This is a genomic window from Leucobacter sp. 1207-22, assembly GCF_052850455.1.
On record NZ_VXCR01000001.1, the window covers coordinates 153,415 to 179,011 of the forward strand.

Annotated in this window: 20 protein-coding genes and 1 tRNA gene; 4 read left to right on the forward strand and 17 right to left on the reverse strand. The window is 59.7% G+C overall.

Annotated features, from left to right (window positions below; genetic code table 11):
• Window positions 1–79: 79 nt before the first annotated feature.
• The 8 genes from mfd to FW756_RS00695 all read right to left on the reverse strand — a co-directional run bounded on the left by mfd (window position 80) and on the right by FW756_RS00695 (window position 9,221).
• Window positions 80–3,715 carry a transcription-repair coupling factor gene (mfd, locus tag FW756_RS00660; protein WP_446428258.1) on the reverse strand — a complete coding sequence of 1,212 codons (3,636 nt, stop codon included), beginning with the start codon at window positions 3,713–3,715 and terminating at the stop codon, window positions 80–82.
• The gene (pth, locus tag FW756_RS00665; protein ID WP_446428259.1) at window positions 3,712–4,341 is read right to left on the reverse strand and encodes an aminoacyl-tRNA hydrolase; all 630 of its coding nucleotides are present in this window, start codon (window positions 4,339–4,341) and stop codon (window positions 3,712–3,714) included. The genes mfd and pth overlap by 4 nt, the downstream gene beginning before the upstream one ends.
• Before the next feature lie 100 nt (window positions 4,342–4,441).
• Window positions 4,442–5,014: a 50S ribosomal protein L25/general stress protein Ctc gene (locus tag FW756_RS00670; protein ID WP_446428260.1), complete on the reverse strand. Its 573-nt coding sequence runs from the start codon at window positions 5,012–5,014 to the stop codon at window positions 4,442–4,444.
• Between the two features lie 158 nt (window positions 5,015–5,172).
• On the reverse strand, window positions 5,173–5,967 hold the full coding sequence (locus tag FW756_RS00675; protein ID WP_446428261.1) for an SDR family oxidoreductase: 795 nt from the start codon (window positions 5,965–5,967) through the stop codon (window positions 5,173–5,175).
• Window positions 5,968–6,039: 72 nt separating this feature from the next.
• Window positions 6,040–6,495: a MarR family winged helix-turn-helix transcriptional regulator gene (locus tag FW756_RS00680; protein ID WP_446428262.1), complete on the reverse strand. Its 456-nt coding sequence runs from the start codon at window positions 6,493–6,495 to the stop codon at window positions 6,040–6,042.
• A gap of 127 nt (window positions 6,496–6,622) precedes the next feature.
• Window positions 6,623–7,600 carry a ribose-phosphate diphosphokinase gene (locus FW756_RS00685; RefSeq protein ID WP_446428263.1) on the reverse strand — a complete coding sequence of 326 codons (978 nt, stop codon included), beginning with the start codon at window positions 7,598–7,600 and terminating at the stop codon, window positions 6,623–6,625.
• 5 nt (window positions 7,601–7,605) lie between these two features.
• Entirely contained in the window at window positions 7,606–9,048 is a 1,443-nt protein-coding gene (glmU, locus tag FW756_RS00690) for a bifunctional UDP-N-acetylglucosamine diphosphorylase/glucosamine-1-phosphate N-acetyltransferase GlmU (protein ID WP_446428264.1), read from the reverse strand.
• 101 nt (window positions 9,049–9,149) lie between these two features.
• Window positions 9,150–9,221: transfer RNA gene (locus tag FW756_RS00695), tRNA-Gln, on the reverse strand.
• Window positions 9,222–9,298: 77 nt separating this feature from the next.
• Here FW756_RS00695 and FW756_RS00700 point away from each other — a divergent pair.
• Window positions 9,299–9,835, forward strand: a complete 537-nt coding sequence (locus tag FW756_RS00700) for a MarR family winged helix-turn-helix transcriptional regulator (RefSeq protein WP_446428265.1) — start codon at window positions 9,299–9,301, stop codon at window positions 9,833–9,835.
• Window positions 9,836–9,947: 112 nt separating this feature from the next.
• Here the strand turns inward: FW756_RS00700 and FW756_RS00705 are convergent, their stop codons facing one another.
• Complete coding sequence (locus FW756_RS00705) at window positions 9,948–11,615, reverse strand: amidase (protein WP_446428266.1); 1,668 nt, start codon at window positions 11,613–11,615, stop codon at window positions 9,948–9,950.
• 110 nt (window positions 11,616–11,725) lie between these two features.
• On the reverse strand, window positions 11,726–12,688 hold the full coding sequence (locus FW756_RS00710; protein ID WP_446428724.1) for a LysR family transcriptional regulator: 963 nt from the start codon (window positions 12,686–12,688) through the stop codon (window positions 11,726–11,728).
• A 90-nt stretch (window positions 12,689–12,778) separates the two neighbouring features.
• Between FW756_RS00710 and FW756_RS00715 the strand changes: the two genes are divergently transcribed.
• The 3 genes from FW756_RS00715 to FW756_RS00725 all read left to right on the forward strand — a co-directional run bounded on the left by FW756_RS00715 (window position 12,779) and on the right by FW756_RS00725 (window position 18,219).
• Entirely contained in the window at window positions 12,779–14,293 is a 1,515-nt protein-coding gene (locus tag FW756_RS00715; protein ID WP_446428267.1) for an aminotransferase class I/II-fold pyridoxal phosphate-dependent enzyme, read from the forward strand.
• 77 nt (window positions 14,294–14,370) lie between these two features.
• Window positions 14,371–15,870 (forward strand): amino acid permease, encoded by a 1,500-nt coding sequence (locus FW756_RS00720; protein ID WP_446428268.1) that lies wholly within the window; start codon window positions 14,371–14,373, stop codon window positions 15,868–15,870.
• 279 nt (window positions 15,871–16,149) lie between these two features.
• Entirely contained in the window at window positions 16,150–18,219 is a 2,070-nt protein-coding gene (locus FW756_RS00725; protein WP_446428269.1) for a collagen-binding domain-containing protein, read from the forward strand.
• A 156-nt stretch (window positions 18,220–18,375) separates the two neighbouring features.
• On the opposite strand, the gene FW756_RS00730 is transcribed toward FW756_RS00725, so the two are convergent.
• The 7 genes from FW756_RS00730 to metG all read right to left on the reverse strand — a co-directional run bounded on the left by FW756_RS00730 (window position 18,376) and on the right by metG (window position 25,553).
• On the reverse strand, window positions 18,376–20,220 hold the full coding sequence (locus tag FW756_RS00730; RefSeq protein WP_446428270.1) for an ABC-F family ATP-binding cassette domain-containing protein: 1,845 nt from the start codon (window positions 20,218–20,220) through the stop codon (window positions 18,376–18,378).
• Window positions 20,221–20,306: 86 nt separating this feature from the next.
• Window positions 20,307–20,486, reverse strand: coding sequence for a hypothetical protein (locus tag FW756_RS00735; RefSeq protein ID WP_446428271.1), 180 nt, complete (start codon window positions 20,484–20,486; stop codon window positions 20,307–20,309).
• Window positions 20,487–20,519: 33 nt separating this feature from the next.
• The gene (locus tag FW756_RS00740; protein WP_446428272.1) at window positions 20,520–21,188 is read right to left on the reverse strand and encodes a DsbA family oxidoreductase; all 669 of its coding nucleotides are present in this window, start codon (window positions 21,186–21,188) and stop codon (window positions 20,520–20,522) included.
• 78 nt (window positions 21,189–21,266) lie between these two features.
• A complete protein-coding gene (locus FW756_RS00745) occupies window positions 21,267–22,196 on the reverse strand; it encodes a 4-(cytidine 5'-diphospho)-2-C-methyl-D-erythritol kinase (RefSeq protein WP_446428273.1) in 930 nt (309 codons plus the stop codon).
• Between the two features lie 30 nt (window positions 22,197–22,226).
• On the reverse strand, window positions 22,227–23,108 hold the full coding sequence (gene rsmA / locus FW756_RS00750) for a 16S rRNA (adenine(1518)-N(6)/adenine(1519)-N(6))-dimethyltransferase RsmA (protein ID WP_446428274.1): 882 nt from the start codon (window positions 23,106–23,108) through the stop codon (window positions 22,227–22,229).
• Complete coding sequence (locus FW756_RS00755; protein ID WP_446428275.1) at window positions 23,101–23,970, reverse strand: TatD family hydrolase; 870 nt, start codon at window positions 23,968–23,970, stop codon at window positions 23,101–23,103. The genes rsmA and FW756_RS00755 overlap by 8 nt, the downstream gene beginning before the upstream one ends.
• Window positions 23,967–25,553, reverse strand: a complete 1,587-nt coding sequence (gene metG / locus FW756_RS00760; RefSeq protein WP_446428276.1) for a methionine--tRNA ligase — start codon at window positions 25,551–25,553, stop codon at window positions 23,967–23,969. The genes FW756_RS00755 and metG overlap by 4 nt, the downstream gene beginning before the upstream one ends.
• Window positions 25,554–25,597: the final 44 nt, after the last annotated feature.

A 25,597-nucleotide genomic window follows, 5' to 3' on the forward strand; every position in this document is an offset into this window, starting at 1 on the left:
ACAGGGCCCTGGGGTGATCGATTCATCGATCACCCCAGGGCCCTGTTGTGTTGCTGCCGCCGAAACCTTGGTGCGCGACCTATGTGCCCGGCGTATCAGCCGCAGGCGGATCCGCCTCAAGCAATGTCGCAAACACCCGACCGGTCCATGCCGCGATGTCGTGCTCGTCACCAAACTTTCGCTGGCCGACGCCTGCGAGCGGACTTCGAGCCGAGGCAGTAGCCCCGGGAAGTGGGATCTGCAGCAGCTTCGTTGACTCGGTGTACTTTCCGTCTGGGTACATGCGGCGCATACGCATCTGGCGTGAGCCAGGCAGCTCGACCGGCTCGATCCGCAGGGTCGTACCCGCTGCGATGACCTTCGACAGCCCCAGGCGTGCGGCACGGCGGCGCAAACCTGAAACCGCTGCGAGGCGCTCTACCTCGACGGGCGGCTTGCCGTATCGATCGATGAGTTCTTCGACGACAACGCTGACATGCTCCTCCGGTGCCTGCGGATGCGATGCCGCTGAGAACTTCTGGTAGGCCTCGAGGCGCAGGCGCTCACTCTCAATATAATCTTCGGGAATATGCGCGTCGACGGGAAGTTCAAGCACGAGTTCAGTCGGACCCGTGACGTCCTCACCCTTGAACGTGTTGACCGCTTCACCGATCATACGCAGGTAGAGGTCGAAGCCAACCCCGGCAATGTGGCCAGACTGTTCGCCGCCGAGCAGGTTGCCCGCACCACGCAACTCGAGATCCTTGAGCGCCACTTGCATGCCAGAGCCAAGCTCATTGTTTGTCGCGAGGGTCTCGAGACGTTCGTGAGCATGCTCCGTGAGTGGCTTGTCGGGATCAAACAGGAAGTACGCGTATGCACGCTCGCGACTGCGGCCAACACGTCCGCGCAGCTGATGAAGCTGGCTCAGACCGTACTTGTCAGCCTGATCAATGATGATCGTATTTGCATTTGCAATGTCGAGACCTGTTTCAACGATGGTCGTAGAAACCAGCACGTCAAACTTCCGTTCCCAGAAGTCCTGCACCACCTGTTCAAGCTGGTGCTCAGACAGCTTGCCGTGCGCGATCGCAACGCGTGCTTCCGGCACGAGTTCTTGGATCTTTGCCGCGGTGCGCCCGATGGACGACACACGGTTATGCACGAAGAACACCTGGCCTTCGCGCAGCAGCTCACGACGGATGGCTGCCGTAATCTGCTTGTCACTGCGGGGTCCAACAAACGTGAGAATCGGGTGTCGGTCCTCAGGCGGCGTCGCGAGGGTCGACATTTCGCGGATTCCGGTCACTGCCATCTCAAGCGTTCGTGGAATCGGCGTCGCACTCATCGCGAGAATATCGACGTTCGTCTTCAACTTTTTCATTGCGTCTTTATGCTCGACGCCGAAACGCTGCTCCTCATCGATGATGAGGAGCCCAAGATCCTTATACATGACCTTGTCGGAGAGAAGTCGGTGCGTGCCAATGACAACGTCAACTGTGCCTGCTGCGAGTCCCTCAATCGTTTCCTTCGCCTCAGCGTCGGTCTGGAACCTGCTCAGAGCACGCAGCTGGACCGGGAAGCCAGCAAAACGATCTTGGAACGTCTCAAAGTGCTGGTTCGCCAACAGGGTCGTTGGCACGAGCATTGCGACCTGCTTGCCATCTTGCACAGCCTTAAACGCGGCGCGGATCGCGACCTCCGTCTTACCGAAGCCAACGTCTCCCGCGAGCAAACGGTCCATTGGAGTTGACCGCTCCATGTCACGCTTCACCTCGTCAATGGTGGTGAGCTGATCAAGGGTCTCGGCGTAGGGGAACGCTTCTTCGAGTTCGCGCTGCCAGGGGGTGTCTGGCGAAAACGCAAACCCAGGAGCCGCCATACGGGCGGAGTAGAGCTTCACAAGCTCCACCGCGATATCACGAACGGCCTTGCGGGCCTTCTTCTTCGCGTTTGACCAATCGCTACCACCCATTTTTGAGAGGGCTGGTGCTTCACCGCCGACATACCGCGACAACTGATCGAGCTGATCGGTCGGCACGTACAGCTTGTCCTTTGGCATCCCTCGCTTCGACGAGGCATACTCAAGCACCAGGTACTCGCGTAGCGCCTTCGTCGCATCACGACCGACACCGCTCGGCACCATACGCTGGGTAAGTTCAACAAACTGACCAATGCCGTGGGTCTCGTGCACAACGAAATCGCCCGCAACAAGCTTCAACGGGTCTACGACATTCTTCGCGCGACGACGCGGAAGCTTTTGGCTGTTCACCGCCGCCGTAGCTGCCGCGCGACCGAAGAACTCAGCCTCTGTCGCAAACAGCAGCTTCGCCTCTGGGCTCTCAAAGCCCTGCCATGCAGTACCCGTGACGAGATGCACGACACCGGTTTCTAGCACCTCAGGAAGCGTCTCGACGATCCGCGCCGCGGCACCTGCTTCACTCAGCAAGTCTCGTGCGCGCTCTACCAAGCCAATGCCCTGTGCTGCGACAACGGCGCCCCAGCCTTCACCAAGACGCTCGCTCAAACGTTGCATCATCGCTGCGGTCGGTTCGACGCCAGGCGCAGGTCGGGCGATGGCGGATCCGTGCACCGCGATTGCGGCATCCGTCGCGACCGCGCTGCCAAGGTCTTCAGCCTCGTCCTGCATGAATGTCGAAACGCTCCACCAGGGGCGACCCGATGACGCTGCACGCAACTGCTGCATCGTCAAGAGACCAGAGTTGTCAGTATCGACCGGAGCCTCACCGCCAGCCGTTGCTGCGTGCCAGGCAGCTTCGAGGAACTCTCGATTTGTTTCGGCCAGACTCACCGCACGCAATGCGACGCGTTCGGGCGCAGCGACGACTACCGCGCCGCCAGCAGGAAGCAGTTCGGTCAGCGGAATGAGTCCGGGAACGAGGTTGGGAAGCAAGCTTTCCATACCCTCGACAGCGATGCCCTGTGCCATCTTTTCAAGCAGCGTTGACAGCGCGGGGAACTTCGGAAGGAGCTCCGCAGCGCGCTCACGCACCTCATCAGTCAGGAGGAGCTCCCGGGCCGGCCAGAGATCGATTCCGGGCAGCGGATCGCCAGCACTTCGCTGATCAGACACCGCAAAGCGGTGGATCTGATCGACCTCGTCACCAAAGAAATCCACTCGGACGGCATGCTCAGCAGTCGGCGGGAATACATCAAGAATGCCGCCGCGCACAGCAAACTCACCACGCCGCGTGACCATGTCAACACGGGTGTACGCATACTGGACAAGCTCAGCAGCAATGAGGTCGAGCCCAACCGAGTCTTGGCCAGCGCGCAACTCGATCGGCTGTGAGTTACTCAGGTGCGGCGAAATTGGTTGGAGCGCAGCGCGCACCGATGCGACAAGGATGACCGGCTGATCCGCCCCTGCTGACTGCAGCACGCGCAATGCCTCCGAGCGCTTGCCGACCGTTTCAGCTGACGGGCTGAGACGCTCATGCGGAAGTGTCTCCCACGCGGGGAACTCTGCGGTGATCGCTTCCGGGACAAGCGACGCGAGGGCGCTCCGTAGCGAGTCAGCCTCGCGGCTCGTCGCAGCGATGACGAGCAAGGCCCCCCGATCACCTGCAGCACGACGCTTACGCAACAGGCCAGCGAGCAACGGTGCGCGCAGCCCTTCGAGTGCAGAAAACTCTGCATCGCTCGTGTGCTCTTCGAGGGCACGAGCGAATGATGGTGAGGCTTCGAGAAGCCGTTCGATTCCAGCCAGACTCACTGTGCTCCCCCGGTTGCACCATGGTAACGCTGTTGTGCTGCGAGCAGTCCATCAGTGATGACACGTTCAGTCGCATCAGCGGCATCTTCAATCAATACGGGAAGAGCCGAACGCTCGGAAGTTCCAAACGGTTTGAGCACGAAGTCAGCGACATCCTGCTGCCCAGGAGGACGCCCAATACCGATCCGCACCCTGGTGAATTCAGGGGTGCCAAGTGCCTTCGCGATGTCGCGCAGACCGTTGTGTCCGCCATGACCACCGCCGGTCTTGAGCTTGATCGAGTCGAACGGAATGTCGAGTTCATCGTGCAATACGATCAGCCGATCTGGGGCAATGTCGAAGTACTTTGCGAGTGCAGAGACCGGGCCACCAGAGGTGTTCATGTAGCCATTCGACTTTGCAAGGATGAGCTTCGGCCCGCCAGGAACGAGTCGCCCCTCTGCCACACGTGAGTTCGTTTTATGTGGTGAGAACTTCGCGCCCATACGATTCGCGAGCACGTCAAGCGCCATCTGCCCAACGTTGTGTCTCGTTGCCTCATATTTCGCGCCCGGGTTCCCGAGTCCTACGACCAGCCAGTTATCTGTTGTCACGTCTGTAGTCTCTTTCCGGCGTCTCCACCACATGTCGCATCGCTTCTATCGAGTCGGTTGAAATACGAGAAGAACCCGTTGAGTGGGCCTAGGCCCACTCAACGGGTTCACTCACACACCGGAGTGTGTGAAATTACTCTGCAGCCTCTTCTTCAGCTGCTGCGCCACCGCGAGGTGCGGAGACGTGAGCAACGAGCTGGTCAGCGGGATCGAGGAGGGTTGCGCCCTTGGGGAGTGCAACGTCACCTGCGAGCACCTGTGCGCCACCCTCGAGGCCCTCAACGCTGACCTCGACTGCGTCGGGGATAGCGGTTGCGGGTACGCTCAGGCGGATGGTGTTGAGATCCTGCAGTGCGCTGTTACCCGAGAACGGCTCGCCCACCATGTGCAGGGGAACCTCAACCTCGACGGTCTCGCCCTTCTTGACGATGAGGAGGTCAACGTGCTCGATGATCTGCGTAACTGCGTCCTTCTGGACGTCCTTTACGAGCACGAGGGTCGACTTGCCATTGACGTCAAGGTCGATGATCGAGTTCGCCTGGCGGATGATGAGGCTCAGCGGGTGAGTCTCAACCGAAGCGTGAACGGGGTCGGTGCCGTGGCCGTAAACGACGACAGGGGTACGCTTTGCAGCGCGGAGCTGACGAGCAGCACCCTTACCGAACTTTTCGCGGAGTTCTGCAACGAGCTTGTTGGTCTCAGTCATGGGACTTCCTTCCTATCGGGCAAAGTGCCCGGTATCTCTGACGGTAACCCGCCGGTGGTGTACACGCAGCAGGCCCAGAAGGGTCCGTGACCGCGTCGATAACGGGCGCGAACGCCCCTCGCCGAAGTACAGCAACCAATCTTACACGACTTTGCGCTTTAGTCGCTCCAAGACCAGATGTCGTCACCGCGGAGCGTGGCGTCAGCACCGCCGTCGCAGTAAATGACCTGGCCCGCCATGTGTGTGTTCTCCACGTTGGTAAGCCACACGAGTACGTCAACGATTGACTGTGCGGGCTGGTGATAGTTCAGCGGCATAGGAACATTCGCGTCGACCATCGCACGCCCTTCGGGCGTTGCAAGGAGCTGCTCGGTCATCGGAGTGATGACGGTACCTGGAGCCACCGCGTTCAATGCGATGCCATTGCCGGCCCAGGTCGGCGTGATCGACTCACGACGTACCCAACGAGCGAGCGCACGCTTTGACGACGGATACGTAATGTATCCGACCTCGGGGCCTTGTACGACAAAGGTCTCAGCGATCTCAAGCGCCTTCGCCTCGTCACCCGCGAGCTGCGCGGCAACAAGCTCCGCAGAGTTCGCCTGGAGTGAGGCCATGGAAGATACCACGGCAGCGCGCGGAGCGTCCGACTTCTGCAACGCAGGAACCAACTGTTCAAGCAGCTCAGTCACGCCGAAGTAGTTGATTGAAACCGTCTTTGCGATCGGGGCCGAAATACCGGCACACGCAATGACACCGTCAATGACGCCACCCGAGAGCTCAATTGCGCGAGCAGCAGCGTCTGCGCGACCCGCGGACGTGGAGAGGTCAGCTGCAACCTCAGCATCACGCAGATCAATACCGATAACGCGATCACCTCGATCACGAAGCGTCTTCGCAGTAGCCGCACCGATACCCGAAGCCGAACCCGTCACAACATATGTACGTGCCATGATTTTCTCCTTAGTAAATAACGCTTGCCTGCCCCGCCTGGGGCCCACCAAGCAGCCACGTAGCTGTTTGGCCTAATCGCTCAACCCCTGTACGAGATTGCTTGCAACCGCCAAGACCTGTGCAATCTCAGCGGAAGTCATTTCTTTCGTCGCCTGCGCGACTCGATCTACGCCAGCTTCAACAAGAGCTGCATACATTGCCGCCCCGGCCTCGGTCAGCGAGACAACAATGGAGCGCCCATCAAGGGACGAGCGGGTGCGCTCTACCAGGCTGGCCGCTTCAAGACGCGCAAGCAGTTTGCTGGTTGTTGGCCGCGTGAGCCCGAGGTGCGTTGCACACTCCGCAGGACGCAGTTCTCCCCCAGCAATCCCCATGGAATACAACGCCCGCACATCATTCGCCGAAACGTCAAAACCCAGCTCGCGCGCATACGCCAGCTGGGTGGTGTCTGAGTTCCACTGCCGTACCAAAGTGACGACAGCTTCAAGAAGCTCTCGAACTACTTGGTCACGCGATGTTGTCTCCATATCTACGAGACTACTCCGATAGTTGCCAAAAGCAACTATTTTCATGCGTGCAAGAAGAACTCTCCGCCAATACACAAAAACCCGGCACACCTTGCGGTGTGCCGGGTTGTGAAGTGTTCGAGACGCTTTACGCAGCGCCCTCGAACATCGAAGTCACTGAGCCGTCCTCAAAGACCTCGTGAATTGCCTTTGCGAGCAGCGGTGCAATCGGAAGCACCGTGAGCTTGTCGAAACGCTTCTCTTCAGGAACTGGGAGGGTGTCAGTGACGACAACCTGATCAATAAAGTCCTGCGAAAGGTACTCGGTAGCCTTGCCCGAGAAGATTGCGTGAGTACAAGCGATGGTCACGCCACGAGCGCCGTTTGCCTTGAGAGCGCCAGCAGCCTTCGCGATCGTTCCACCGGTGTCAATCATGTCGTCGACAACCACGCACCACTTGTCCTTCACGTCACCAACGATGTCGTGAACGGTGACCTGGTTCGGAACCAGCGGGTCACGACGCTTGTGAATGATCGCGAGCGGCGCATCGAGCTTGTCACTCCACACATCGGCAACACGGACACGGCCCATGTCAGGCGAGACGACGCACAGATCATCGCGATCGATCGTCTTCTTGAAGTGCTCAAGCAGCACCGGCATCGCAAACAGGTGGTCAACCGGGCCGTCAAAGAAGCCCTGGATCTGCGATGCGTGCAGGTCGACCGACATAATGCGGTCAGCGCCAGCGGCCTTGAACAGGTCAGCGACGAGGCGTGCCGAGATAGGCTCGCGACCGCGACCCTTCTTGTCCTGGCGTGAGTAAGGGTAGAACGGAGCAACTACGGTAATACGCTTCGCAGAAGCACGCTTCAGAGCGTCAACCATAATGAGCTGTTCCATCAGCCATTCGTTGATCGGGTTCGTGTGCGACTGGATAACAAACGCGTCAGCACCACGAACGCTCTCATCGAAACGTGCGTACAGTTCGCCGTTCGCAAAGGTACGTGCGTCGGTGGGAACAAGCTCTGCTCCCAACTCTGCGGCTACCTGCTCCGCGAGCTCGGGGTATGCCCGACCCGTAATCAAGACGAGCTTCTTCTGACCCGCCATCTCGATTTTGCTCATGTGAGTTACTCTACGCTGCCCTTCGCATGTTCTGCTCGTTCTGCCGCTTCTGCGGAAGCTGTACCTGACCTATTTTCGGCTACCCAACCAGCGATGTTTCGCTGAGGGGCGACACTCATCGCGAGAGAACCTGCAGGAACTCCCTTCCGTACAACAGTGCCAGCGGCGGTGTATGCGCCTGCTTCGACTGTCACGGGCGCAATAAGTACATTCTTGGAACCGATACGCACTGCGTCGCCGATGACCGTGCGGTGTTTGTTCACTCCGTCATAGTTCGCGACGATAGTTCCAGCACCAACATTGCTGCCGTCTCCAACTTCAGTATCGCCAATGTAGCTCAGGTGAGGAACCTTACTGCCGTCGCCGACCTGCGAGTTCTTCACTTCAACGAACGCGCCAATCTTGCCCTTGTTGCCGAGCTCAGTACCTGGACGAATGAAGCTGAAGGGACCGACCTCAGCACCGGCGCCGATGACAGCAAGCGTGACTTCGCTGCGACGGATCCGCGCGCCCTCACGAACCTCGCAGTCAACCAGCGTGGTGTCAGGGCCAATCTCAGCACCCGACGCGATCGACGTTGCACCCTTGAGATAGGTATTCGGCAAAATCACCACGTCAGCGTCGATCGAAACATCAGCGTCAATCCACGTCGTCGTCGGGTCTTGAATTGTGACACCTGCACGCTGATGCGCCTCAACGGTGCGCGCATTCAGCTCGCGGCCAACCGCAGACAGCTGCACGCGGTCATTGACGCCAGCGATCAGCCAGTGATCACGCGTTGATACCGCGTCAACACGTCCGCCACCAGCAAGAATGCGATCAGCAGCATCAGTGAGGTACTTTTCGGCCTGGGCATTGTTCGTATCGATCTGCGCGAGAGCGGCCTCGAGTGACCGGCGAGCGAAGACGTAGATACCGCCGTTGATCTCCGTGATCTTCCGCTGCGTGTCAGTCGCGTCTTTCTCTTCAACGATGCCGGTCATTGCACCGCTTGCGTCGCGAAGAATACGACCCAGGCCAGTCGGGTTCTCAAAGATTGCCGAAAGGATCGTCATCTCACGACCCTGCTCACGGTGACCAGAAACCAGCGATTCAAGAGTCGCCACGTCGATCAGTGGCACGTCGCCCGACAGCACAACGACAGTGCCGTCAAACTCTGCAGGAAGCGCGGCAAGCGCCTGCTCGACCGCACGACCCGTACCAGGCACCTCGTCCTGGTCAACAATGACGGTCGCGCCAGCATGCTCAAGAATCGCGCCAGCAACACGTTCACGTTCGTGACGTACGACCGCAATCACCTGTTCAGGCTGCAGACCGGCCGCGGTGTCGAGCACGTGTGCGATCAGTGAACGACCGCCAATCGGGTGCAGCACCTTCGGAAGCGTCGACTTCATGCGGGTACCCTGACCCGCTGCAAGAATAATGACCGCGAGCGAGTGCTCTGCCATACTGATTGGTCCTTCCCTAACCGGAATGCCGTTCAACGTGTTATTGCAGCCGCTTGGCGCCCACCGAGCACCAAACTGCACCCACCAGTTTACCCTGGTCGCTCCGCCTCCAGGATTCGAACCTGAACCTCACAGCTCCAAAGGCTGTCGTGCTGCCATTACACTAAGGCGGACCGTGCGAAATGCACGCGTTATAGTCTGCCAGAAAACGAACATGCGCGTGCACCGTGTTGCGGGGATAATAGAGATTATGCACGCACAGGACGAAGTTTCAGGGATCATTCGCGCCTGGACGGACGCTCGTCCAGACCTGGATTTCGGTCCCCTCGCGGTGTTTTCTCGCCTTTCTCGCGTTGCAAAGCACCTCGATCGAGCTCGCGCACAAGCGTTTGAGCGATCAGGTCTCAGCTCTTGGGAATTTGACGTGCTCTCGGTGTTGCGCCGAAGCGGCGCGCCGTTCCGCCAAAGTCCAAAGCTTCTTGTGCGAGCGACCATGGTGTCGAGCGGAACGATGACGAATCGAATTGATCGCATGGCCGAGCGCGGTCTTGTTCGTCGTCTCACTGACCCGAACGATGGCCGCGGTGTTCTCGTTGAGATGACCACTGACGGCCTCGCGCTCGTCGATGCCGCAATGACGCGCCTCACCGATGCAGAGGAACGCATGCTCGGCGGCGTGTCGCGCGGGGAGCGTGAACGACTCGCCGCGCTGCTGCGCAAGCTTGGGCAGAGTATTGACCGCTACGAACCGATCACCGAGCCCATCAAGATCAGCGAAAGCGTGTAACCAACCATCGGGCACGCACCGTGGTGATCACTCGTCACCACAGCACAGAGCGGGGCTGCACGAAGGTTTTCCTCGTGCAGCCCCGCTCTCCGTTGTTGCGCGATGTGTTGCGTTACAGCGCTGGCGTCGCAGCAGGTGCCTGGCGGAGTGATCCCGATCCGCCAGCCTCGAATGCCGCAGCAAACGCGAGCAACTCTGGATCAGAATAGGCACGACCCGCAAACGTCAGTCCGACGGGAACGCCAATATCTGACATGACGCCCATTGCCACCGTCACGGTTGGCACGCCGAGATGACGGATCGCGTAGTTGCCGTTCGAGAAGAAGACACCGTTCGACCACGCGTGGTCAGCCGCAGCGATATCGCGCTCGGCGTTCTCACGACCGACATCTGCATTCGCAGGGAACACCACACCGTCAAAGTTGTTCTCGGTGAGCCACTTTTCGAAGAGGTCCTCACGAAGCTGCACGAGGGCACGCAGTCCGCTTGCGAAGTCTTCACGTGTGCGCGGATCAGGGATTCCCGCACGTGCGTAAGCGACGGTCGCACGGTAACGATTCGCATAGTCTTCGACTTCTTCGTAGCGATCAGGCAGGGTGCCAGGAGGCTGCGGGAAGATCGTGTCAGGGTCGACCTCACCGAGATTCGGGATCGTCGGATCGCCGTTCGCACGCAGGAAGTCATCCCAGCCAAAGGCGAGGAAGTCAGTGAATTCGGTGTCCATCCAGCCGTCGGGCAGTACACCGAGCTCGCCGACGTTTTCTTGCCCTGGGCGGTTTCCCTCGTAGCGTTCGATCAGCGGGAAATCTGTCTCGACGACCGTTGCACCAAGCTCTTCAAAGCGCTGACGTGCGTTCTCCCAAAGTGCGAGCACCGAAGGTCGCACCTCAATTGGGAAGTTCGGGTCCTTGCCGAGGTACATCTTCGGAATTGCGAAGCGTTTTCCAGCAAGCGAAGCGTCTGCGGCGAGCGCAAGATAACTTTCGGGACGGTGCTCGCTCGGCTTGGGGAGTGCTACTGCAGACTGGTTGCGCCAGAAGTCACCGCGAGTGTTCTCGTCGTCTTGGACGAGCACGTCGAGCAGTCGGAGCATGTCTGGCATGGAACGGGTGTGTGGCACCACGACGTCACGTGCGGGGAACAACGGCCAGTTGCCGCGAATCGACAGGACGCCCCAGGACGGCGTGTATGCACAGAGCCCAGTGTTCGATGCAGGGCTACGGCCCGAAGACACGGTTTCCTCGCCCATGCCGAACACGCCCATGCTCGTCGTTGTTGCAACGCCGGATCCATTCGACGAGCCGGAGGCGTACGCAGCTGCGAGGTACTCACGGTTATATGGGTTTTCGGCGCGACCGTAGACGCCACGCTGCATGCCACCATCGGCCATGGGCGGCATATTGGTCTTGCCGATGAGCACAGCGCCAGCTTCGAGCAACTTCTCAACCGAGAACGCGTTCCATTGCGCGGTGAGGTGCTCGAACGCCGGTGAACCTGACGCGACCGTCAGGCCCTTCACCATGTACGAGTCTTTAACGGTGAACGGCACTCCCTCGAGCGGACGCGCAGTTCCGGCGGCCCAACGGCGATCCGATTCCTCTGCCTGTGCAAGCGCATCGGGATTCATAACGACAACCGCGTGCAGGCCGTCATCGCCCGTGTCATACGCTTCAATTCGCGATAACGATGCGCGAACGAGTTCCACACTGGTGGTAGTTCCTGCACTGAGCGCACCCAGCACATCCTCGATCGACGCTTCGACAATCTCGAACTTGGTCATTTCGCCTCCTACTCGACGGTGAGATTGGGATAAGTGTTCCACAGTTGGAACGAATGCGACGAATCGCGTTCATTTACGCGTGTTCACGACATTTGCCTGCGAACACCGCGTCACAAGTTGGTACGTTCGAGGTTGCCGGGCAACTCACCACCGCGTGATGGGTGCATTGCGGGAGGCGCGGATCGAGCAGCCGCGATCCGCTGCATAATCTCGCCAAGCCATGCAGTCGCTGGTGGCGCTCCGTCGCTGCGAGTCACAAAGGATACGCGGCGATCGCCGAGCGGCTGGACCGTGGCGCGAAGGTCTACGTCGAAGTCAAGATCAACCGCGGCTCGTGTGGTCAACGCGAGCCCGAGCCCCGATTCAACAAGACCGTGGATCATGTACGCGTCATCCGTGCGCACCAGCGCACGGACCTCACTGCCGATGCCTCCGAATACACGTTTCAGCACTCGATCAGACGCTTCGTCGCTTGCACGGCTCAGCATCCAGCCCACGTCAGTCAGCTCGGTGAGGTCAAGCATGCCGCGCTTGGCCCATTCACTCCCCTCGCCGACAAGCACACGGTACGGCTCGGAGAGCAGTGGCAGCGAGCTGAGGTCTGGGCTTTCGAAGGCTGGTTCATCAGAGGTGTCATAGATGATTCCGGCATGCAGATCACCTGCCCGGAGCAGCCGTACGATCTCGGTCGGCTCGCCCTCCGTGATCTCGATCCGCACCGAGGTTCGCTGTTGCAACTCGGCCATGGCTGGCGGCAACAGTCGTGAGCCGATCGATGCAAACGTGCCGACCCGGAGCGTGACGACACCCGCGTCACGTCGATCAGCCACTGCTCGTTCTGCCGCGTCAAGGCGGGCAAGTACCGACGCGATCTCTGCCGCAAAGAATTCGCCAAGTGGTGTGAGCGTCGTTCCCGCACGCCCGCGTTCCACGAGGGGTGCCTGCAGGTGTGCCTCAAGCGCACGCAAATGGTGCGCCACGGTCGGCACGCCATAGTTCAGTGCCTCAGCTGCCCGAGTCAGGCTGCCGGTGTCGCGCACTGCGATCAGCACGCGAAATTGTTGAAGATTCATCACAAGACAAGCCTATGTCATAGACAGTATTACACCGACCTCAGGGTGTCTGATATTCCGTGCGTCTCCGCAAGGTGAGAATCTGCTTGCATGGCAATGCAAGACTCAGACACCTCAGGTGACCGATCCGCGTTCATCGAACGCCACTCAGTCACCCCTTATGCAGACGCGCTGCGCTCGCTCGCGCAGCAGGACTGGCAGCGCATTCACGTTCCTGGCCACCAGGCCAAGGCAGAGAATGTGCCCGGCGTCGCTTCGCTCGTCGGCGAGCACGCACTCACACTCGACTTCCCGATGCTCTTCAGCAGTATCGATCAGGAAACCTGGCACCTCATGACCCCGGGTCGCGTCACACCGATCACGCAGGCACAGGAGCTTGCCGCAGAGGCGTGGGGCGCATCACGTACCTGGTTCATCACCACTGGCGCTTCAGGCGGCAATCACATTGCGACAAGCGTTGCACGTGGCCTCGGCACCGAGATTGTTGTCCAGCGCAGCATGCACTCTAGCGTGATTGACGGTATCGCCCGCGTTGGTATTACGCCGCACTTCGTACACGGCTTTGTCGACACCGGCCTCGGCTCCAACCACGGTGTGACCGCCGAGCAGGTTGAAGAGGCGCTCACCGAGAACCCGCAGGCGTCATCAGTCTTTATTGTGTCGCCAAGCTACTTCGGCGCAGTCTCAGACATCGCCGCAATTTCCGAGGTCGCCCACAAGCACGGTGTTCCCCTCATCGTTGATGAGTCTTGGGGCTCCCACTTCGGTCTGCACCCCGAGCTTCCGGTCAACGCAGCACGACTCGGTGCCGATCTTGTGGTCTCGAGCACGCACAAGGCTGTCGGTTCATTGACCCAGTCCGCGATGCTGCAGCTCGGGCATGGCCCGTTTGCCGAGCAGCTTGAGTCACTCACTGACCGCGTTGTTCGCTCGCATCAGTCGACAAGCACGAGTGCCCTCTTGCTTGCATCGATCGATGAGGCGCGCCGAAACATTGTCCTCAACCAGGAGCGCGTCGGAGTCGCCATTGCATCTGCGAACGAAATTCGGACGCGGATCAAGAACGATCGCCGCTACCGTGACGCCACCCCGGATATTCTGGCAAGCCCCGGCACAATCGCAATTGACCCGCTGAAGGTCGCGATTGATACCCGTGGCGCTGGCATTCGCGGCGATGAAGCGCACTCACTGTTGCTCAGCGATCACCGCATCTACTGCGAGCTCTCCACTCCGTCAGCGCTGCTGCTGCTCATCGGCGCAACGTCGCCGCTCGATGTTGACCGGTTCTGGAACTCACTGCAGGCATTGCCCGAGGCTGATATCGAACCCGAGCGCCCCTTCAGCTTGCCCCCAAGCTGCGAACGCGCAATGGGACTCGACGAGGCATTCTTTGGTACCGTAGAAACCGTTTCCTACCAGGACGCGGTCGGTCGAGTTTCGGCTGATCCGCTCGCGGCGTATCCTCCCGGAGTCCCCAACGTGCTTCCGGGCGAGATTCTCAGTCAGGATGCCGTGAACTTCCTGCGCGCCACCGCCGCCGCAGCCTCAGGCTATGTCCGAGGCGCAAACGATCCCGCACTCGACACGTTCCGCGTCGTCGTGTGATTGAGCTGGGGTTGCCTGCGCTGGCTGCGGCAACCCCAGACTCCTCAACTTTTATCTGAATTACACAAAGGAGTGTCATGAATACGTCACACTCGGCCACCCCATCCACCGAGATGCAGCGTGGCCTGAAAAACCGCCACCTCCAACTCATCGCAATCGGCGGCGCGATCGGTACCGGCCTCTTCCTCGGATCAGGCAAGCTCATCAGCGTCAGCGGCCCCTCGATCATCTTCGTATACATGGTGATCGGCTTCTTCGTCTTCTTCATCATGCGCGCCCTCGGCGAGCTGCTGCTGTCGAATCTGCACTACCACACCTTTGGTGACATCGCGAAGGATCTCCTTGGCCCCTGGGCCGGCTTCTTCGTCTCTTGGAACTACTGGTTCTCTTGGGTCATTGCCTGCGTTGCAGACATCATCGCCATCACGGCGTATGTGCAGTGGTTCAACGCGGCTATTCCAGCTTGGCTTCCGGCGCTCATCGCGGCCGGCGTCCTGTTGCTTCTCAACCTGCAGCCCGTAAAGTTCTTCGGCGAGACCGAGTTCTGGTTCGCGATTATCAAGATTGTTGCGATCCTCGGCCTCATTGCGGTTGGCCTCGTACTCATTGTTATGGGCTTCACCTCACCGTCAGGCAACACCGCATCAGTCACGAACCTGTGGGAGCACGGCGGCATGTTCCCCATGGGCGCGAGCGGCTTCGTACTCGGCTTCCAGATGGGTATCTTCTCCTTCATCGGCGTTGAACTCGTCGGTACTGCTGCTGCTGAAACTGAGAACCCCCGCAAGAACTTGCCAAAGGCGATCAACTCGATCGTTGTGCGAATCATGCTCTTCTACGTCTTGGCGCTCGGCGTCATCATGAGCATCACTCCGTGGGACCAGATCGACCCAGAAAAGAGCCCGTTCGTTACAACGCTGTCGCTTGCTGGCTTTGGTATGGCTGCGTTTGCCATTCAGCTCGTCGTACTGACTTCGGCCGCATCGAGCGCAAACTCGGGCCTGTATTCAGGCACTCGAATGCTCTTTGGCCTCTCGAAGGACGGCCACGCACCGCGCGGATTCGCTTGGGTAAACAACCGCGGCGTCCCGTCAAAGGCAGTGTTCTTTACCTCGGTGTTCCTCTTCTCTGCAGTACCCCTGCTCTTTGCTGGCGACAACGTCGTGCAGGCCTTCACCTTCGTGTCTTCCATGTGTGCGACCCTCGTACTCTTCACGTGGGGTTCGATCGTTGTGAGCTACATCGTGTACCGCCGCAAGTACCCCGAGCGCCATGAGGCCTCGAAGTTTAAGATGCCCTTTGGCCTCGTCACACCATGGCTCGTACTCGCATTCTTCGTCTTCATCGCTGGCACACTGCTGTATGGCGACGACACCCGCGCTCCGTTCCTCGCGACACCATTCTGGTTCCTGCTGCTCACCCTGCTGTGGCAGCTGCGTAAGCGCAAGCTCATCAAGGAGAACCGTCCGCTGACCGCCGCGATTCCGACGCAGGTACACCCGCTTGACCTTGCCGACGATGATGCGGATGATGACGCGGAACTCGACGCAGACGTGGATCACACCAGCTCCAAGTAGTCCTCACTCACCTCACACTTCACCGGCTTGTCTGCCGGCCACGCCCACTGGGCGCAAGGCGCACGCAGACAGGCCGGTGTTGTGTTTCCCTTGCACTCTTCTAGGGACATTCACCACTAACACATCGCAAGCATTTACATAACTTTGTAAATTCATTGCCTCTTCAATGCTTGTTGGGTAGCGTGGCTGTGGGTCGAGGCGCACGGTACCCAGGTGCCACGTGCGTCACATGCCAGAACCTCGCGTTTTGGGGGAAAGCACGTATATGAGGGAGAGTCCGTGACCGCCACCGCTCTTGGCACTGCACGCACTTCACCACCAGCTATCCGACGACGGCGAGGTATTCTCGCCGGCATCACTGCCCTTGCACTTACCGGTGCAGGCATGCTCGGCATCACAGCACCAGCAGCGGCTGATCCGACTATCGCGGCTCCGAACGCGACAGCGTGCGAGCCGACAAACCCGATGGGTGGCGCAACCCCAATCGGCTCGACCGCTGGCTACACGGTCTTCGTACGCTCGTCAGCAATACTCGCAAACAGCGAGCTCGAAGGAACGCTTGCCGTTGGCGGAAAAGCTACCTTTGGTGACCCGCGCGGAGAGCAAGGGGCGATGTACCCCATTCTGCACGGAGGCGCTGGTGGCAGCGCAGACTACGACGTACCTACCATTGACGGCGAACCCAACCGCGTACTCATTGGCGAGTTTGCTTCTGTTGGCAAAGTCGTACAGGTAAAGACCCAGGGTGCGAGCGGGACGAACGCAACGGCCGGCGTCAAGATTGAGAATCATCAGGCACCGGCTGGCTACACTTTCGGGCCCGCCTTTGGCCATTCTGGAACAACGTTCTTCCCCAGTGCGGGCGGCAACCAGAGTCCCCAGATCGACTCTCAGTCCCAACAGTGGAATGACCTTGCCACTGCACAGCAGAGCTGGGGAATGAATGGAACCGTACTTTCGCATTTCCCGACAGACACTGGTGCAGAACAGATCTCCGGCTTTACCGATTGGATCCCTGTCGCACCGCCCGCGGGGAACGATCAGCCGGTAACGCTTCAACCCGGAGGTCCGAGCAAGCTCACACTTGCTGACTTCGACGGCGTGCAAAAGTTCACGCTCGACGGCTACTCAGAGGACTCGTTCCTCGTCATCACCGTAAAGCAGAGCGACGTCATCGGCGGCAGAGTCACCGTTCCCACCTATGGCTACTCGGGAATTGATAGCGCGCACAACGCTGGTATCAGCCACATTCTGTATGACTTCAGTGCGGTCACAGGCGATGTCGAGGTGATCGCAAAAACCGACTCAGTTCGCGGATCCATCTATGCACCCAACGCTCACGTGATCTTCCCTTCGCGGGATGCAGGTGGCCAGCAGTTTGAAGGCCAGGTCATCGCTAACGATTTCACTGCGCTGCAGGGCAGCTACGAACTGCACACCAATCTGTTCAAGGGCCGCTTCCCCTGTGAGGATGTTCCGACCCCGGTCGACGAAGGCACTTTCTCACTTGCCAAGAAGCTCTCCGGCATCACCGCCAACGACTTCCCCGCGGGCACCACCTTCCCCGTCACCGCAACCTGGAACGGCGGCACTCGCACCTATAACCTCCCAGCCGACGGCACCACCGTACCCGCAGGCGTCACACTCCCAGCAGGAACCGTCGTCACCCTCACCGAAGGCGACCTCCCCACAGCACCCACCGGGTACACCTTCGTCTCACACGAACTCTCAGCCGACACCATCACCATCCTCGAAAACGACGAACCAAACATCACCTGGCACGTCACCAATACCTACGAAGAAGACAGCCCCGCTGTACGTGCCGGTGGATTCACACTGCAAAAGGAACTCGTAGGCGTCTCGCAGCGCCAGCTACCCAAGGGCTTGGGCTTCACTGTCGTCGCTTCCTGGGTCACCGACGGCGTCCCACACATGCGTGAATTCACCGTTCCCGCAGACGGCACGATCGTTTCCGGTGCACAAAACCTGCGCAGTGGCACCGTCGTGACGTTCTCAGAGATCCGCGTCCCAACCATCGAAGGATTCACGTTTGACCATGCGAGCTTCACCGCAGAACGGCTGGTCGTTGGCGCAGACACGACGACGGCAGTCCGCGTGACAAACACCTACACGCCGGAACCGGAGAAGCCGGTTACCCCAGTTGACCCGACGGAACCGACCAAGCCAACAGCTCCAACCACACCGACGAAACCGACGAAACCGACTGGTCCAACCCAGCCTGCGCTTCCGAACACTGGCGGGGGTGACAGCATTGCAGTGGTTATCGCAGCGAGCGTCCTCCTACTCGGTGGAGCAGCAGTGCTTATCCGACGACGTCGTGTGAACTAACAAGAAGAACAGCAGGGCAGCGCCCTCGAGGTTGCCTCGAAAACGTGTGTGGGGCCGGTGTTCACTCAGTGACACCGGCCCCACACACGTTTACCATTGCAGTTTGGGAGCGACTACATCGATGACGAACCACACCCGCAGGCACGGAGTCGCCTACTATCCAAGCTGCTCTGAAAGTTCCAGCCATCGCTCTTCGAGCGCAGCCACCTCGGCTTCAACGGCAGTAATCTTCGCCATTTCAGCGTTCAGCAGTGAGTAGTCAGTCTGGTCAAGCGTCGCAAGCCCATCACGTGACCGTGCAATATCTGCCTGCATCCGCTCCATCTTGCGCTCAATCGCAGACAGTTCTTTCTCAGCGGTTCGTCGCTCGGCGCCTGACAGCTGCGACGTGGATGCTTGCGCGGCCGCAGCCTGTGATCTGCTCGTGCTGCTCGTGGAAGCTCCCTCAGGCGTTGCAGCTGCCGCGTCTTCCGCAGCACGCAGTTCAAGGTACTGCTCCACACCACCGGGGAGGTGGCGCAACGTCTGGTCAAAGATTGCATACTGCTGATCCGTCACGCGCTCAAGGAAGTAACGGTCGTGCGACACCACGAGCAGCGTGCCGGGCCACGAATCGAGCAGGTCTTCCATCGCAGCAAGCATGTCAGTGTCAAGGTCGTTCGTCGGTTCATCAAGGATCAGTACGTTCGGCTGCTCCAACAGAATGATGAGGAGCTGTAGACGACGCTTCTGACCTCCCGAGAGGTCCTTGACGGGCGTCGAAAGCTGGGCATTCGTGAACCCCATGCGCTCGAGTAGCTGGCCTGGTGAAAGCTCCTGAGCTTTTGAACCACTTCCGACGGTGAAGTTTGAGCGCAGCCGCCCAATGACTTCACGCACGGGTTCGTTCTGGTGATCCGCCAACTCGTCAAGACGCTGCGTGAGCGTCGCGACCTGCACGGTCTTTCCGCGCTTCACAGTGCCGGCGGTCGGCTCTACTGTGCCCGAGATCAGGCCGAGGAGGGTCGACTTACCCGCGCCGTTCACACCGAGAATGCCGGTGCGCTCCCCCGGAGCAAGGCGCCATTCGACGTCCTTGAGAATGACACGCTCATCGCCCGTCATCACGTCGTCGTATGACACTCCAGCGTCAAGGAGGTTCACCACTTCCTTGCCAAGACGACTCACCGCCATGGACTGCAGTGACACCTTGTCGCGAATCTCCGGAACGTCAGCGATGAGTTCGTTCGCCGCATCGATGCGGAACTTTGGCTTCGCTGTGCGCGCCGGTGCGCCTCGTCGCAGCCACGCCAGTTCCTTGCGAGCAAGGTTCTGTCGCTTTTGCTCGACAACTGCCGCCTGGCGATCGCGTTCAACGCGCTGCAAAATATATGCTGCGTAGCCACCTTCGAAAGGCTCAACAATACGATCGTGCACTTCCCAGGTGGTCGTGCACACCTCGTCGAGGAACCACCGATCGTGGGTCACGACGAGCAACGCACCCTGGCCACGCGGCCAGCGGCGCTTGAGGTGTTCAGCAAGCCAGGCGATGCCCTCGACATCGAGGTGGTTTGTTGGCTCATCAAGGAACAACATCTCATGGTCGCCGACGAGCAGACGAGCGAGCGCGACACGACGACTCTGACCACCCGACAGCGAGGAGATTGGAGCTTCCCACGGCAAGTCAGAAACCAGGCCAGCGATCACGTCGCGGGCGCGCGGATCACCAGCCCACTCATATTCAGGACGGTCACCAACGATTGCATGACCAACGGTCTCGCCCGCGTCGAAGCTGTCTGCCTGATCGAGCACGCCGATCGTCGTGCCGCCACGCATCGTCACCTGACCAGAGTCGGGCTTCCGTCGTCCTGCGAGCATCATGAGCAGCGATGATTTGCCGTCACCGTTGCGTCCAACGATGCCGATTCGGTCGCCTTCAGCAACGCCGAGCGTCACCGAGTCAAAAATGACCTTGGTCGGTACTTCGAGGTGTAGGGCCTCGGCCCCCAAAAGATGTGCCATAGCTCCTCCAGTTTAGGCCGGTCGCGGCAATGAAAACGCCGCACGAGCCGATGCAGGCTCGTGCGGCGAAATTCGAACGCGATTGACTAGCTGCAGCAGGATCCGCCACAGCACGAGCCAGCGCCCTCGACGTTCGTGCCGAGAAGGTTGAGAATCTCGCGAGTCTCTGCGTCAGCGAGCCCGGCAGCACCGAAATTCGAGGCGTCAGTCGTTGCCTCGGCCTCTGCTTCGGGCGCCGGGATGAAGTTCTGCTTGGTGTCACTCATTGGTGTCTCCTTGTGAAAATAGAACTGAAACGGTTACTGGGCTTCGCGTTCGAGCTGCATGACTTGATCGAACGCGCCGGCAAAGGCGTCAGCTGCCTGTGCGCCCGAGATGCCGTACTTCTGGTTAATGAGGAAGAACGGCACACCGTTTGCGCCGAGCATACGTGCACGGTTGATGTCTGTCTGTACCTTTTCAGCGTACGCCTCATCGTTCAACGCCGCACGCACGCCGTCTGCGTCGAGCCCGACCTCGCTCGCAAGACGCGCGATAACGTCGACATCTGACAGGTTCTCGCCATCGGTGAAGTAGGCACGGAAGAGACGTTCAAGCAGCTCATGCTGCAGGCCGTTTTCCTTTGCGAAGTGCAGTGCACGGTGCGCACGCGCCGTGTTCACGTGCTGAATGTTGTCAAAGTTGAAGCTGATGCCCTCGTCGTTGCCGAGTCCAGTCATCTGTCCGAGCATGCTCTCGACAGACGCACGAGGCATTCCCTTGTGCTTCACCAGGAAGTCAATCTCGTTGCCAACGAAATCGAGTGGTGTATCGGGAGCCAGCTCAAAGCTGTGCGACTCAACTTCGAACTCCACCTCGGGATTGTTGGCTTTGAACGCCGCGACACCCGCCTCGAACCTGTGCTTCCCTATGTAGCACCAGGGGCATGCAATGTCGGACCAAATGTCTACACGAATCTTTTCGCTCACACGTGATGCAACGCATGCTCGGGGTGAGGTATTCCCGGTCTTGTGACGAATTCCTTGGGTGGGGCGTGGCGGTGGCGCCTATTCGATGACGCGAGCGCCGGGAACTGGCCCCGTTGCGGTCAATGCCCGGATCCCCCGACGCGTCAACACACCACAGAGTTCAGCGGCCGACTGCGCATCGTGTGCCAAGAACGCGATTGTCGGGCCAGAACCTGACACGATGCCTGCGAGCGCTCCGTGCGATTCGCCAAGTTCCAGAAGTTCGGTGAGTTCGGGGGCCAAACGGAGGGCGGCTGCCTGCAAGTCGTTGTGCATGGAATCGGCGAGCGATTCTGGGTCACCGATCCGCACAGCCTGCAAGACTGCCGTCTCAACCTTGACGTACTCCGGCTGCGGACCCAGCGTGCTCAGATGATCATCACGATGCGTATCAAGCATGCGGTACACCTCTGGCGTACTCAATCCGAGATCAGACAGCGCAAGTACCCAGTGGAAACTGCCCTGCGCAAGAGCGGGACTCAGCTGATCGCCGCGACCGGTACCAACAGCGGTGCCACCTTCAAGCGCGAAGGGTACATCCGCCCCGAGCTCAGCTGCGAGTTCAAGCAGACCTGCGCGGCCAAGGCCAGTCCCCCAAAGCTCGTCGCACGCAAGCAGCGTTGCAGCCGCGTCAGCGGATCCGCCTCCCATGCCACCAGCGATGGGCACACGCTTGATGATGGCAAGCTTCACGCCGCCGGTATAACCGGTGCGTTCTGCCAACAGTTTTGCGGCGCGGATCGCAAGATTCGAATCATCGACTTCAAGCGCCTGTACATCGATCGGACCACCAAAGCTCACCGAAAAGTCGTCTGCGTACGTCGCAGTAACCTCTTCAAACAGGGAGACTGCCTGGTACAGCGACGCTACGTCGTGGTAGCCGTCCTTCTGCAAGCAGCCGACCCGGAAGAAGACATTGATCTTTCCGGGAGCTCGTACGGTGATAGACCGTCGCTGAGTGGTCAACATAAGCCAACGCTAGCGCACGTGAGGCCAGAGTTACGCATCGCGCGTAACGGCGCGTGCGATTGCGAGGAAATCAACCGTGCTGAGCTGTTCGGCGCGAATCGTCGGCGCGATTCCGGCACGTTCGATCACTGCCGTTGTTGCTTCCATGTTGCCAAGCACGGCCTGCAAGGACTGACGGATCATTTTGCGTCGCTGACCGAACGCCGCGTTAATCAGGGCGAAGGTGAGCTCGCGCTCAGCTTCACTCCCCATTGGCTCGGCTGCCTTCTGGTAGCCCACAAGTACAGAATCTACGCCGGGTACCGGCCAGAAGATACGACGGCTCACGGTGCCGGCGATGCTCCAGTCGCCGTACCAGGCGGCCTTTGCGCTCGGCGCACCGTATTCCTTCGAGCCGGGCTTCGCCGCGATACGGTAGCCGACCTCCGCCTGCACCATGACGAGCCCCGAACGCAGGCTCGGCAGCAGTTCAAGCAGATGCATGAGGATCGGGACTGAGACGTTGTACGGCAAGTTCGCGACGAGACGCTCAAGTGCTGGCAGATCAGCAAACGTCTCAGCTGTCACGTCAAGCGCATCACTGCGAATGACGCGAAAACGTGGCGCCCCTTCGTTAGCGAAGACTTCGGGCTGCATAGTGCGGATCGTCGCGCCAAGCTCTGCTGCAAGTCGCGGATCGATCTCAACCGCAGTGACATCTGCGCCAGCCTCGGTAATGCCAAGCGTCAGCGAGCCGAGCCCAGGACCGACCTCGATAACCCGGTCCCCTGCCTCGACGCCAGCGAGACGAACGATCTTTCGCACAGTGTTCGGGTCAATGACAAAATTCTGGCCAAGCTTTTTCGTTGGCGAAACGTCGAGCCGTTCAGCCAGTTCACGCACCTCAGCGGGGCCGAGCAGTCGCTCACTCATCTTCAGTCTCTTCCCACGAGCCATACACTCGCTCGGTATTCGCTACAAGTAGTGCGCACAGTTCATCGAGGGGCTGGGCCAGCACCTCTGCCATGCGACGCACCGTGTACGGCATGAGGTACGGTGCGTTCTGTCGCCCGCGGAAGGGCTCTGGCGTGAGAAACGGTGCATCCGTCTCAACAAGCACGAGCTTGGGATCCGCGATCGCGAGTGCATCGCGCAAGGCCGGGGCATTCTTAAATGTCATCGTTCCAGAGAACGACATGTACCATCCATTATCGTTGCAGATCTTCGCAAGCTCGGTTCCACCAGAGAAACAGTGGAAAACAGTCCCCGCTGGAGCGCCGACGCGTTTGAGTGTTGCCACGACCTTATCATGCGCGTCGCGATCGTGAATTTGCATCGCGATGTTGTTCGCTTTGGCAATATCAATGTGCGCTTCAAACGACTCGTACTGAGCAGCCCGTCCGTCTTCTCCTGTTCGGAAGAAGTCAAGGCCTGTCTCACCAACTGCTCGAACGCGAGGCTCCGCAGCGAGTCGCGAGATCTCGGAGAGCTGCGTGCACAGCTGCCCCTGTTCGGCAAGTTCCGGCGCCTCGTTCGGATGCAGAGCTACCGCTGCGAGCACCCGCTTGTCGCGCGCGGCCAAGGCGGCACTCCACCGGCTCGACTCCAGGTCAGTGCCAACCTGGACGATACCCCGCACGCCAGCCTGAGCTGCGCGTGCGAGGGCGTCATCTGGTTCAAGAACGGTAAAGCCATACTCAAATTCAAGGTGAGTGTGGTTGTCGTACACCGGGAGCGGCAACGATTCAGGAATCGCTGGCAGCTCGCCCCGTGAACCGGTTTTCGCTTGACTCACTCGCTCGCTGCATCCGTTTCGATACGCGGGAACAACACAGCGAGCGGGTGCTGCTCGGTGCCTGGGGCGATGAGGCCCCAGTTGCCGGCTTCACGCAGCGGCTGGTCAACGAGTGCCCCCAGGGCCTCTTCGGCGCCCAGTGCGTGCCAGAGCTTCTCTGTTGCAGCTGGAATGACCGGCGAAAGCAGCACTGCGAGCGCGCGCAGTCCCTCGTTCACCGTGTAGAGCACGCGCGCAAGACGATCACGCTTCGCGTCATCCTTTGCAAGCACCCAGGGCTCCTGCAGGGTGATGTACCCATTGAGTTCGTCAACCAACTGCCAAACCGATGCGAGCGCATCGTGGATCATGAACTTCTCAATTGATGCATCAGCCTCAGTGGCCACGCGCGCTGCCAGCTCACGGATCGCAATGTCTGCGTCTTCTTCCACGCCTGGCTCAGGTACCACCCCACCGAAGTACTTGCGGGTCATCGCGAGCGTGCGGCTCGCAAGATTACCAAAGCCGTTTGCGAGCTCTGCATGGTAGCGAGCGTCGAGATCTTCCCAGCTAAACGAACCATCGTGTCCGAAGGAAATCGCGCGCATGAAGTAGTAACGGAACGCGTCTGCGCCGAAGGTATCGGTGATCTCGTTCGGCGCGATACCGGTGAGCTTCGACTTCGACATCTTTTCACCACCGACAAGGAGCCAGCCGTGCGCGAACACGTTCGCAGGCACCTCAAGACCTGCTGCCATGAGCATCGCAGGCCAGATCACCGCGTGGAATCGAAGGATATCTTTACCGACGATGTGGGTTGCAGGCCAACGACGGCTGAACTCAGCCTCGTCCACGCCATATCCGGTTGCCGTTACATAGTTCAGCAACGCGTCAAACCAGACATAGGTGACGTGCGAGGAGTCCCACGGAATGGGAATTCCCCAGTCGAATGAGGTGCGCGAAATTGAAAGATCCTCGAGCCCCTGCTGCACAAATGCAATGACCTCGTTACGTGCGCTCGCTGGCTGAACGAAATCGGGGCGCTCCTCGTAGAGTGCGAGCAGTCGATCCTGGAACGCGCTCATCTTAAAGAAGTAGTTCTTCTCTTGCAGAAGCTCGAGAGGCTTGGAGTGAATCGCACACACCTTCTCACCCTCGAATGCGCCTTCGCCGTCGACGATCTCACTCTTTGGCTTGAACTCCTCACAGCCAACGCAGTACAGCGCCTCGAACTCGCCAGCGTACACGTGACCGTCGTCATAGAGTTTCTGCAGGAACCTCGCGACACCCTCTTCGTGTCGCTTGTCCGTTGTGCGGATGAAATCATCATTTGAGATGTTGATCGTGTCGAGCAGCGGCTTCCATGCCGACTCGACCAGGCGATCCGCCCATTCCTTCGGTTCAACGCCATTTGCTGTCGCCGTGCGCAGAATCTTCTGGCCGTGCTCGTCAGTGCCGGTCAGGAACCAGGTGTCGTCACCTGCCTGACGGTGCCAGCGCGCGAGGACGTCCGCAGCGACCTCCGTGTAGGCGTGCCCGATATGAGGGGCGTCGTTCACGTAGAAAATGGGAGTCGTCAAGAAGAACGAGGATGCGTTGGACATACTTTCCATTCTACCGCCTGCACCCAACACCTCACATTTTCGAA

Coding starts and splice junctions, on each gene's coding strand:
- pth (WP_446428259.1), bottom strand. CDS start 4,341: ATGTGGTGGAGACGCCGGAAAGAGACTACAGACGTGACAACAGATAAC.
- FW756_RS00670 (WP_446428260.1), bottom strand. CDS start 5,014: ATGACTGAGACCAACAAGCTCGTTGCAGAACTCCGCGAAAAGTTCGGT.
- FW756_RS00675 (WP_446428261.1), bottom strand. CDS start 5,967: ATGGCACGTACATATGTTGTGACGGGTTCGGCTTCGGGTATCGGTGCG.
- FW756_RS00680 (WP_446428262.1), bottom strand. CDS start 6,495: ATGGAGACAACATCGCGTGACCAAGTAGTTCGAGAGCTTCTTGAAGCT.
- FW756_RS00685 (WP_446428263.1), bottom strand. CDS start 7,600: ATGAGCAAAATCGAGATGGCGGGTCAGAAGAAGCTCGTCTTGATTACG.
- glmU (WP_446428264.1), bottom strand. CDS start 9,048: ATGGCAGAGCACTCGCTCGCGGTCATTATTCTTGCAGCGGGTCAGGGT.
- FW756_RS00700 (WP_446428265.1), top strand. CDS start 9,299: ATGCACGCACAGGACGAAGTTTCAGGGATCATTCGCGCCTGGACGGAC.
- FW756_RS00705 (WP_446428266.1), bottom strand. CDS start 11,615: ATGACCAAGTTCGAGATTGTCGAAGCGTCGATCGAGGATGTGCTGGGT.
- FW756_RS00710 (WP_446428724.1), bottom strand. CDS start 12,688: ATGAATCTTCAACAATTTCGCGTGCTGATCGCAGTGCGCGACACCGGC.
- FW756_RS00715 (WP_446428267.1), top strand. CDS start 12,779: ATGGCAATGCAAGACTCAGACACCTCAGGTGACCGATCCGCGTTCATC.
- FW756_RS00720 (WP_446428268.1), top strand. CDS start 14,371: ATGAATACGTCACACTCGGCCACCCCATCCACCGAGATGCAGCGTGGC.
- FW756_RS00730 (WP_446428270.1), bottom strand. CDS start 20,220: ATGGCACATCTTTTGGGGGCCGAGGCCCTACACCTCGAAGTACCGACC.
- FW756_RS00735 (WP_446428271.1), bottom strand. CDS start 20,486: ATGAGTGACACCAAGCAGAACTTCATCCCGGCGCCCGAAGCAGAGGCC.
- FW756_RS00745 (WP_446428273.1), bottom strand. CDS start 22,196: ATGTTGACCACTCAGCGACGGTCTATCACCGTACGAGCTCCCGGAAAG.
- rsmA (WP_446428274.1), bottom strand. CDS start 23,108: ATGAGTGAGCGACTGCTCGGCCCCGCTGAGGTGCGTGAACTGGCTGAA.
- metG (WP_446428276.1), bottom strand. CDS start 25,553: ATGTCCAACGCATCCTCGTTCTTCTTGACGACTCCCATTTTCTACGTG.